The organism is Streptomyces sp. NPDC085946 (genome assembly GCF_044540485.1).
Classification (GTDB): Bacteria; Actinomycetota; Actinomycetes; order Streptomycetales; family Streptomycetaceae; genus Streptomyces.
Genome location: NZ_JBITSF010000001.1, coordinates 834,187 through 842,476, shown reverse-complemented (window position 1 = coordinate 842,476; position 8,290 = coordinate 834,187). Strand labels below are relative to the sequence as shown.

Below are 8,290 nucleotides of genomic sequence, written 5' to 3'. Positions count from 1 at the left end.
ACGGGGGGGGGGGGGGTGGGGGGGGGGGGGGGGGGGGGGGGGGGCGGGGGGCCCCCCCCCCCCGGCCGGCCCGCCCCCCCCCCCGGGGGGGGGGGGGGGGGGGGGGGGGGGGGGGGGGGGGGGGGGGCACTCCGCGCCCGCCGGGGTGTCACATGACCGGGTCGGGCTCCCGGGCCAGGTCGGCGGCGCCGACCAGGCCCGCCTTGTTGCCGAGCTGGGCGGCCAGGACGTCGGCGACCGGGCGCCAGTTGCCGCCCACCAGCCAGCGCTTGTAGGACTTGCGGATCGGGCCGAGGACCAGCTCGCCCTCGTCGGAGAGGCCGCCGCCGACGATGAAGGCGGACGGGTCGAAGAGGGAGGCGAGGTCGGCCAGGCCCGCGCCGACCCAGCGGGCCAGCTCCCGGTAGGAGTCGACGGCCACCCGGTCGCCCTGGCGGGCGGCCATGGAGATGTGCTTGCCCTCGATGCCGTCGGGGGTGCCGTCTCCCATGCCGAGCAGCACCTCGGCGTTCTCGGGGGTGGCGTTGGCGCGCTGCTTGGCGTACCGGACCAGGGCGCGGCCGGAGGCGTACTGCTCCCAGCAGCCCTGCGAGCCGCAGCCGCACAGCAGGCCGTCCGGCACCATCCGGATGTGGCCGAACTCGGCGGCCACGCCGAAGTGGCCGCGGCGCAGCTTGTTGCCGATGATGATGCCGCCGCCGAGGCCGGTGCCGAGGGTGATGCAGATGACGTTGCGGTGGCCCTTGCCCGCGCCGAACTTGTACTCGCCCCAGGCGGCCGCGTTGGCGTCGTTCTCCACGACGACCGGGAGGCCCACGCGGGCCTCGACCTTCTCCTTGAGCGGCTCGTTGCGCCAGTCGATGTTGGGCGCGAAGTAGACCTCGGAACGCTGCCGGTTGACGTAGCCGGCGGCGCCGATGCCCACGCCGACGATGTCGTGACCGGCGCGCGCGCCCTCCACCGCCGAGGCGATCGCGTCCACGATGCCCTCGGGCGTGCCCGGGGTCGGCACCTTGTGGGTCGAGAGGATGTTGCCTTCCTCGTCGACCACGCCGGCCGCGATCTTCGTGCCGCCGATGTCGACGCCGATGGTGAGTCCCATGAATCCCTCAGTTTCGGTCGAGCCCCGCTACGGCCAACCGTACCCGAGGCCCTGCCGTCGGGGGCCCGTCGTCCGCCGGGCGGACGGGCCCGGTGGACGCCCCGGGGCGGTCAGTCCAGGTCGATGCGCTCGCCGGGACCGGTGCCGTCGTCGCGGCCGCGGCGGTCGCCGAGGTCGCGGGCGTCGTTCCCGCGGGCCGTCCAGCGCCGCTCCTGGGCCTCGACGGCGGAGCGGTAGGCGGCGAGCAGTTCACTGCCGGCGGCGGCCAGGTGGTCGAAGACGTCCGGGTTGCGCTCGATGACGGGTTCCACGGCGGCCTTGGCCTGCTGGACGACCTGGCGCACCACCTCCTGGGCGGCGGGCCCGGCGACCGCGCCGAACAGCGGCGACTGCGGCCCGGAGAGCTTGTCGAGCTTGTCGGCGACGGCGTCGACGAGCTTCCTCAGCTCCTCGGCGGCCGATCCGGGCGGCGGGCCGTCATGGCCGCGGCGGCGGGCCTTCTCCGCTGCCAGGTCCTCGGCGCACGCGGTCGCCCAGGCGTCGGCGTCGGCGGTCCGCGTCTCGTCCACGGTCTCGTCCCCGGCGGCGTCGGACGGGGGGAGCTCTTCGCTCATGACGGACTCCTGACTACGGTTCGTCCCTACGACGTTACCCGAACGGGCGCAGGCCGTTCACCGGCCGCGCGGCCACAGCCGCGGATCCGGCGCGAAGCGGATGCGCAGCTCGCCGTCGCGCAGGGCCGCCCCGGCGACGGTGCAGCGGCGCAGGGCGGACGGCAGCGGAACGATCCGGCGGAACGGCCCGGCGGTGACGACGAGTTCGTCGCCGCGCCGCACGAGGTCCAGGTCGTCCCGGGCGGCCCCGGGCAGCGGCAGGTGCCAGACGAGCACGCCGTCCTCGGCGAGCCGGTCGGTGACGGGCCAGTCGACGGGACCGGCGGGAGCGCCGGCGCCCGGGACGGCGAGCGCGGCGAGGTCGTCGGCGCCGCGCGGGTCGCGCCCCAGGTGGGCGACGGTCCGCACGTCGTACGCCTCCTGCCAGGCGTCCAGGACCTTGCGCTGCTGGGCGACGGGCCCGGCGAGCCAGGTGTCGCCGGACGCCTCGGGCAGGACCCGGTTGGCCACCAGCACGTCGGTGCGCAGCCCGCGCAGGGCGAGGCCGAGCGCGGCGGCGCGGACGGCGTCCTCGCCCGCCGGTCCCGGCTCGGCGACCAGCCGCACGACGGTGTCCCGGTCGGCGACGACCGCCTCGACGGCGGCGAGCTCCACGTCCCAGCGGGCGGCGGTCTCGTACAGCCACTCCGCGGGCATGGGGACGCCGGCGAGCCGGCCCAGCACGGGGCGCAGGGCGCGGGCCGCCTGCCGCTCGGGCGGGAGCAGGCGGCGCAGGTAGCGGCGCAGTTCCTCGGGCAGGGACAGCAGGTCGAGGGCGTGCGGGGCGGGCGGCAGGTCGACGACGAGCAGGTCGTACGCCTCCGACAGGGCGGCGTCCCGCAGGGCGCGCAGCAGGGCGAGTTCCCCGGCGCCGGGGAGCGGGGTGAGCTCCTCCGGGTCGAGGCGGGAGGCGCCGAGCAGGTCGAGGGCGGCGGTGGCGCGGTCCTGGAAGGCCGCGAGGTCGGCGCGGAAGCCCTCGGCGGCGTCGGGCCGCCAGGCGGTGAGGTGCTCGGCGGCCCGGACCGGGGCGGCACCCGTCCCGACGCCGAGCGCCGCGCCGAGGGTGTCGGTGCGGTCGGCGGACAGCACGAGGGTGGCCGTCCCCTCGCGGGCCGCCCGCAGGGCGGTGGCCGCGGCCACGGTCGTGCGGCCGCTGCCGCCCGGGCCGGTGATCAGGAGGGTGCGCATGGGGGTGAACGCTACCGGTCGGCGGCGGGGCGGCCGGGTCCGGCGCCGGCGGCGGGTCGGGCCCGCGGCCGGCGCGGCGGGTCATCTGCCCCCGGTCTCCACCCGCTTCTTCAGGCCGGCCAGCGCCCGGTCGATGATGACCTTCTCCGCCTTGCGCTTGATCATCCCGAGCATCGGGATCTTGACGTCCACCGTCAGCCGGTAGGTCACCTCGGTCGACCCCGCCCCGGCCGGCTTCAGCAGGTAGGTGCCGTCCAGCGAGCGCAGCATCTGGGACTTCACCAGCGTCCAGGACACCTCGTGGTCCCCGGTCCAGGTGTAGGCCAGCGTCTGGTCGTCCTTGATGGCACCGGCGTCCATGACCAGGCGCACCTGCTCGGCGCGGCCCTGCGCGTCGGTCCTGAGGACCTCGGCCTCCTTCACCTCACCGGTCCACTCCGGGTAGCGGGCGAAGTCGGCGATCACCCCCATGACGTCGTCCGGTGCCGCCTCGATCGTGATGCTCGAGCTGGTGTGTTCCGCCATCGGCGTGGCTCCTCCGGATGCGGGCCGGTATGAGGTCGTGGTGTGCACGTGAGTGCAGCGTGAAGGCTACCGCGCGGTGCCCGTACCGACCGCACCGCTACCTGCGCACACGCCGTCGGCCGCCGGGCCGGTGCTCACCACTGGAGCGCCCACGGCTTCCCGGTGCTCGCGAAGTGCCCCACGTTGACGCACTCGGTCGCCCCGATCCTCATGCGCCGCGCCAGCGGCTGGTGCACGTGCCCGAAGAGGGCGTACCGGGGCCGGGTGCGGCGGATCGCGTCGAGCAGGGCCCGGCTGCCGCGTTCGAAGCGGCGCGCGACGGTGTCGTAGACGAGTTCCGGGACCTCCGGCGGGATGTGCGTGCACAGCACGTCGACCTCGCCGACGGCCTCGATCTTCGCCGCGTACTCCTCGTCGTCGATCTCGTACGGCGTCCGCATCGGGGTGCGCAGCCCGCCGCCCACGAAGCCGAACACCCGGCCGCCGATCTCCACGCGCTCCCCGTCGAGCACGGTGGTGCCGGGCCCGGCGTACTCCGGCCACAGGGACGGCACGTCGACGTTGCCGTAGGTGGCGTAGGTGGGGGTGGGGAACGCGGCGAACAGCTCGGCGTACTGCCGGCGCACCGCCTTCTCGACGACGGCGGCCCGGTCCTCGCCGATGCCCGCCCACAGCCGGGCCCCGAACTCCCGCGCCTCCTCGAAGCGGCGCGCGGTGCGCAGTTCGACGATGCGGTCGGCGTTCTCGACGCCGAACAGGTCGGGGAAGATGCCGCGCGCGTGGTCGGCGTAGTCGAGGAAGAGGACGAGGTCGCCGAGGCAGATCAGGGCGTCGGCGCCCTCCATGGCGGTGGCCAGGTCACGGGCGTTGCCGTGGACGTCGCTGACCACGTGGACGCGCGTGGTGCGGTCACCGGCTCGTGTGGATGCCATGTCGATCAAGGGTAGGGCTGGGCGGCACATGTGAACAGAGGTGTCCTGACCTGCGCTCAGTGGCCAGTTTTCGGCCCTCTGGACTACTGTGCGCGAGGAAACACCCATCTGTGTGACGCAGCGAACATCTCGCCGGGACCCCCTGTCGAAGAAGCCATACCGACGGGTAACGTCCGGGCAGTCCAGTCGTGCTCAGGTTTTCAACAGCTGAATTCCCGAGCACTTGCCCGAGCCTTGGACCGTACGGCCGCATCACACAACGTCGTGGCGCCGGCGCCCTATGAGGAGCAGCAGTCTTGCGCGAGTTCAGCCTTCCGGCTTTGTACGAGGTCCCTGCGGACGGCAATCTGACCGACATCGTCCGCAGAAACGCCGCGCAGCACCCGGACGTCGCCGTCATCGCCCGCAAGGTGGGCGGCACCTGGCAGGACGTGACGGCCCGCGCCTTCTTCGCCGAGGTCCGGGCGGCCGCCAAGGGGCTGATCGCGGCCGGCGTGCAGCCGGGCGACCGGGTGGGCCTGATGAGCCGCACCCGTTACGAGTGGACGCTGCTGGACTTCGCGATCTGGAGCGCGGGCGCGGTCACGGTGCCGGTGTACGAGACCAGCTCGCCGGAGCAGGTGCAGTGGATACTCGGCGACTCGGGCGCCACCGCGTGCGTCGTGGAGACGGCCGGGCACGCCGCCGCCGTCGAGTCGGTCCGCGAAGGGCTGCCCGCCCTCAAACATGTCTGGCAGATCGAGGCCGGCGCGGTGGAGGAGCTCGGGCGGCTCGGCCAGGACGTCACCGACGAGACGGTCGAGGAGCGCGGCTCGATCGCGAAGGCCGACGACCCGGCGACCATCGTCTACACCTCCGGCACCACCGGCCGCCCGAAGGGCTGCGTGCTCACCCACCGCAGCTTCTTCGCCGAGTGCGGCAACGTCGTGGAGCGGCTGCGCCCGCTGTTCCGCACGGGCGAGTGCTCGGTGCTGCTCTTCCTGCCGCTCGCGCACGTCTTCGGCCGGCTGGTCCAGGTCGCGCCGATGATGGCGCCGATCAAGCTGGGCTGCGTCCCGGACATCAAGAACCTCACCGACGAACTGGCCGCGTTCCGGCCGACGCTGATCCTCGGTGTGCCGCGCGTCTTCGAGAAGGTCTACAACTCGGCGCGGGCCAAGGCGCAGGCCGACGGCAAGGGCAGGATCTTCGACCGGGCCGCGGACGCCGCGATCGCGTACAGCCGGGCGCTGGACACCCCGTCCGGCCCGTCGCTCGGCCTGAGGCTGAAGCACAAGCTCTTTGACAAGCTGGTCTACGGCAAGCTGCGCGCGGTCCTCGGCGGACGCGGCGAGTACGCGATCTCCGGCGGCGCCCCGCTGGGCGAGCGGCTCGGCCACTTCTTCCGCGGCATCGGCTTCACGGTCCTGGAGGGCTACGGCCTGACCGAGTCCTGCGCGGCGACCGCGTTCAACCCCTGGGACCGGCAGAAGATCGGCACGGTCGGCCAGCCGCTGCCCGGCTCGGTGGTCCGCATCGCCGACGACGGCGAGGTGCTGCTGCACGGCGAGCACCTGTTCAAGGAGTACTGGAACAACCCGGGCGCGACGGCGGAGGCGCTGGCCGACGGCTGGTTCCACACCGGTGACATCGGCACGCTGGACGAGGACGGGTACCTCAGGATCACCGGCCGCAAGAAGGAGATCCTGGTCACCGCGGGCGGCAAGAACGTCGCCCCGGCCGTCATCGAGGACCGCATCCGGGCGCACGCGCTGGTCGCGGAGTGCATGGTGGTCGGTGACGGGCGGCCGTTCGTGGGCGCGCTGGTCACCCTCGACGAGGAGTTCCTCGGCCGCTGGTGCGCCGACCACGGCAAGCCGGCGGGCTCCACGGCGGCGTCGCTGCGGGAGGACCCGGACCTGCTGGCCGCGGTGCAGGCCGCGATCGACGACGGGAACGCGGCGGTGTCGAAGGCGGAGTCGGTGCGGAAGTTCCGTGTCCTCGCCTCGCAGTTCACGGAGGAGTCGGGGCATCTGACGCCGTCGCTGAAGCTGAAGCGGAACGTGGTGGCGAAGGATTACGCGGACGAGATCGAGGCGATCTACGCGAAGTAGCCTGCGGCGCTTCGGGAGTGGCGCTTGAGTGCCGTCGGCGGGTGCGGGTGGGTTGTGGTTCTTCGCGCAGTTCCCCGCGCCCCCGAAAGGCGTCCCGCGAGAGCCGCCTGAGCGCCGTCGGCGGGCGCGGGTTCACTGGGGGTCTTCGCGCAGTTCCCCGCGCCCCCGAAGAGCGTCCCGCGAAGGCCGCCTGAGCGGCGTCGGCGGGCGCGGGTTCACTGGGGGTCTTCGCGCAGTTCCCCGCGCCCCCGAAGAGCGTCCCGCGAGAGCCGCCTGAGCGGCGTCGGCGGGCGCGGGTTCACTGGGGGTCTTCGCGCAGTTCCCCGCGCCCCCGAAAGGCGTCCCGCGAGAGCCGCCTGAGCGGCGTCGGCGGGCGCGGGTTCACTGGGGGTCTTCGCGCAGTTCCCCGCGCCCCCGAAAGGCGTCCCGCGAGAGCCGCCTGAGCGGCGTCGGCGGGCGCGGGTGGGCTGGGGTCTTCGCGCAGTTCCCCGCGCCCCCGAAAGGCGTCCCGCGAGAGCCGCCTGAGCGCCGTCGGCGGGCGCGGGTTCACTGGGGGTCTTCGCGCAGTTCCCCGCGCCCTTGAGGGTGTCGGGCTACAGCAGGTTTTTCAGTTGCTCCGCCAGGAGGTCCCAGCGCCACTTCTCCTCGATCCAGGCGCGGCCCCGTTCGCCCATGCGGCGGCGGAGTTCGGGGTCGGCGAGGAGGGTGACGATGCGGTCGGCGGCGTCCTCGGGCGCGTCGCCGCGCACGACCCAGCCGGTCTCCCCGTCGAGGACGGCGTCGGGCGCTCCGCCGGAGTCGCCGGCGACGACGGGCAGCCCGGTCGCGGAGGCCTCCAGGTAGACGATCCCGAGCCCTTCGACGTCGAGGCCGCCGCGGCGGGTCCGGCAGGGCATGGCGAAGACGTCCCCGGCGCCGTAGTGGGCGGGCAGCTCGGACCAGGGGACGGAGCCCGTGAAGCGCACGGACCCGGCGACTCCCGTCTCGTGGGCCAGCCGGCGCAGCTCCTTCTCGTAGGGGCCGCCGCCGACGATGAGCAGCACCGCGTCCGGCTCGGCGGCCAGGATGCGCGGCAGGGCCCGGATCAGCGTGTCCTGCCCCTTGCGCGGCACCAGCCGGGAGACGCACACGACCACGGGCCGGTCGGTGAGCCCGAGCCGCGCCCGGACCTCGTCGCCGCCGGACGCCGGGTGGAAGGTCTTCTCGTCGACCCCGGGCGGCAGCTGCACCATCCGCGCGGCGGCGTCCGCGGTGAGCGCCCCGGCGATCCGGGAGCGCGTGTACTCGCCGAGGTAGGTGAGCGTGTCCGTGGCGTCCCCGATGCGGCGCAGCAGCCGCCGCGCGGCGGGCAGCTGGGCCCAGCCGGCCTCGTGCCCGTGGGTGGTGGCCACGATCCGCTCGGCGCCCGCCCTACGCAGCGCCGGCGCCATCAGCCCGAGCGGCGCCGCCGCCCCGAACCACACCGACGTGCAGCCGTGCTCCCGCAGCAGCCCGACGGCCCGCCGGGTGGCCTGCGGTGTCGGCAGCAGCATGGTCGTGCGGTCGCGGACGACGGTGAAGGGCTGCTCGGCGTCGAAGGCGGCGGTCGCCTCGGCGCCCTCCCGGCCGCGCTTCCAGGTCGAGGCGTAGACGACCAGCCGGTCCGGGTCCAGCCGCAGCGCCATGTTGTGCAGGAACGCCTGGATGCCGCCCGGCCGGGGCGGGAAGTCGTTGGTCACGATCAGGGTCTTGTGCATCGCCGCAGACCCTACCGAACGGTTACCGTCGGACGACGGCCGAACCCGCTGCTCACAGCAG

At 74.3% G+C, this 8,290-nt stretch carries 7 protein-coding genes; 1 reads left to right on the top strand and 6 read right to left on the bottom strand.

Annotated elements, in window-relative coordinates; translation table 11 throughout:
- Positions 1–148: 148 nt before the first annotated feature.
- The 5 genes from ACIF8T_RS03745 to ACIF8T_RS03725 form a co-directional block, all read right to left on the bottom strand.
- The gene (locus ACIF8T_RS03745; protein WP_400030747.1) at positions 149–1,102 is read right to left on the bottom strand and encodes an ROK family glucokinase; all 954 of its coding nucleotides are present in this window, start codon (positions 1,100–1,102) and stop codon (positions 149–151) included.
- A gap of 110 nt (positions 1,103–1,212) precedes the next feature.
- Positions 1,213–1,716 (bottom strand): DUF5304 domain-containing protein, encoded by a 504-nt coding sequence (locus ACIF8T_RS03740; protein WP_400030745.1) that lies wholly within the window; start codon positions 1,714–1,716, stop codon positions 1,213–1,215.
- Between the two features lie 57 nt (positions 1,717–1,773).
- Positions 1,774–2,943, bottom strand: coding sequence for an ArsA family ATPase (locus ACIF8T_RS03735; RefSeq protein WP_400030743.1), 1,170 nt, complete (start codon positions 2,941–2,943; stop codon positions 1,774–1,776).
- An 81-nt stretch (positions 2,944–3,024) separates the two neighbouring features.
- A complete protein-coding gene (locus ACIF8T_RS03730; RefSeq protein WP_400030741.1) occupies positions 3,025–3,468 on the bottom strand; it encodes an SRPBCC family protein in 444 nt (147 codons plus the stop codon).
- 134 nt (positions 3,469–3,602) lie between these two features.
- On the bottom strand, positions 3,603–4,358 hold the full coding sequence (locus tag ACIF8T_RS03725; RefSeq protein ID WP_400031484.1) for a metallophosphoesterase: 756 nt from the start codon (positions 4,356–4,358) through the stop codon (positions 3,603–3,605).
- 338 nt (positions 4,359–4,696) lie between these two features.
- Here ACIF8T_RS03725 and ACIF8T_RS03720 point away from each other — a divergent pair, with 338 nt between their 5' ends.
- A complete protein-coding gene (locus ACIF8T_RS03720; RefSeq protein ID WP_400030739.1) occupies positions 4,697–6,493 on the top strand; it encodes an AMP-dependent synthetase/ligase in 1,797 nt (598 codons plus the stop codon).
- Between the two features lie 593 nt (positions 6,494–7,086).
- Here ACIF8T_RS03720 and ACIF8T_RS03715 read toward each other — a convergent pair.
- Positions 7,087–8,229, bottom strand: coding sequence for a glycosyltransferase family 4 protein (locus tag ACIF8T_RS03715; protein WP_400030737.1), 1,143 nt, complete (start codon positions 8,227–8,229; stop codon positions 7,087–7,089).
- Positions 8,230–8,290: the final 61 nt, after the last annotated feature.

What these genes read in the sequence shown, in the direction of transcription:
- ACIF8T_RS03740 (WP_400030745.1), bottom strand. Translation starts at nt 1,716, where the DNA reads ATGAGCGAAGAGCTCCCCCCGTCCGACGCCGCCGGGGACGAGACCGTG.
- ACIF8T_RS03715 (WP_400030737.1), bottom strand. Translation starts at nt 8,229, where the DNA reads ATGCACAAGACCCTGATCGTGACCAACGACTTCCCGCCCCGGCCGGGC.
- ACIF8T_RS03745 (WP_400030747.1), bottom strand. Translation starts at nt 1,102, where the DNA reads ATGGGACTCACCATCGGCGTCGACATCGGCGGCACGAAGATCGCGGCC.
- ACIF8T_RS03730 (WP_400030741.1), bottom strand. Translation starts at nt 3,468, where the DNA reads ATGGCGGAACACACCAGCTCGAGCATCACGATCGAGGCGGCACCGGAC.
- ACIF8T_RS03735 (WP_400030743.1), bottom strand. Translation starts at nt 2,943, where the DNA reads ATGCGCACCCTCCTGATCACCGGCCCGGGCGGCAGCGGCCGCACGACC.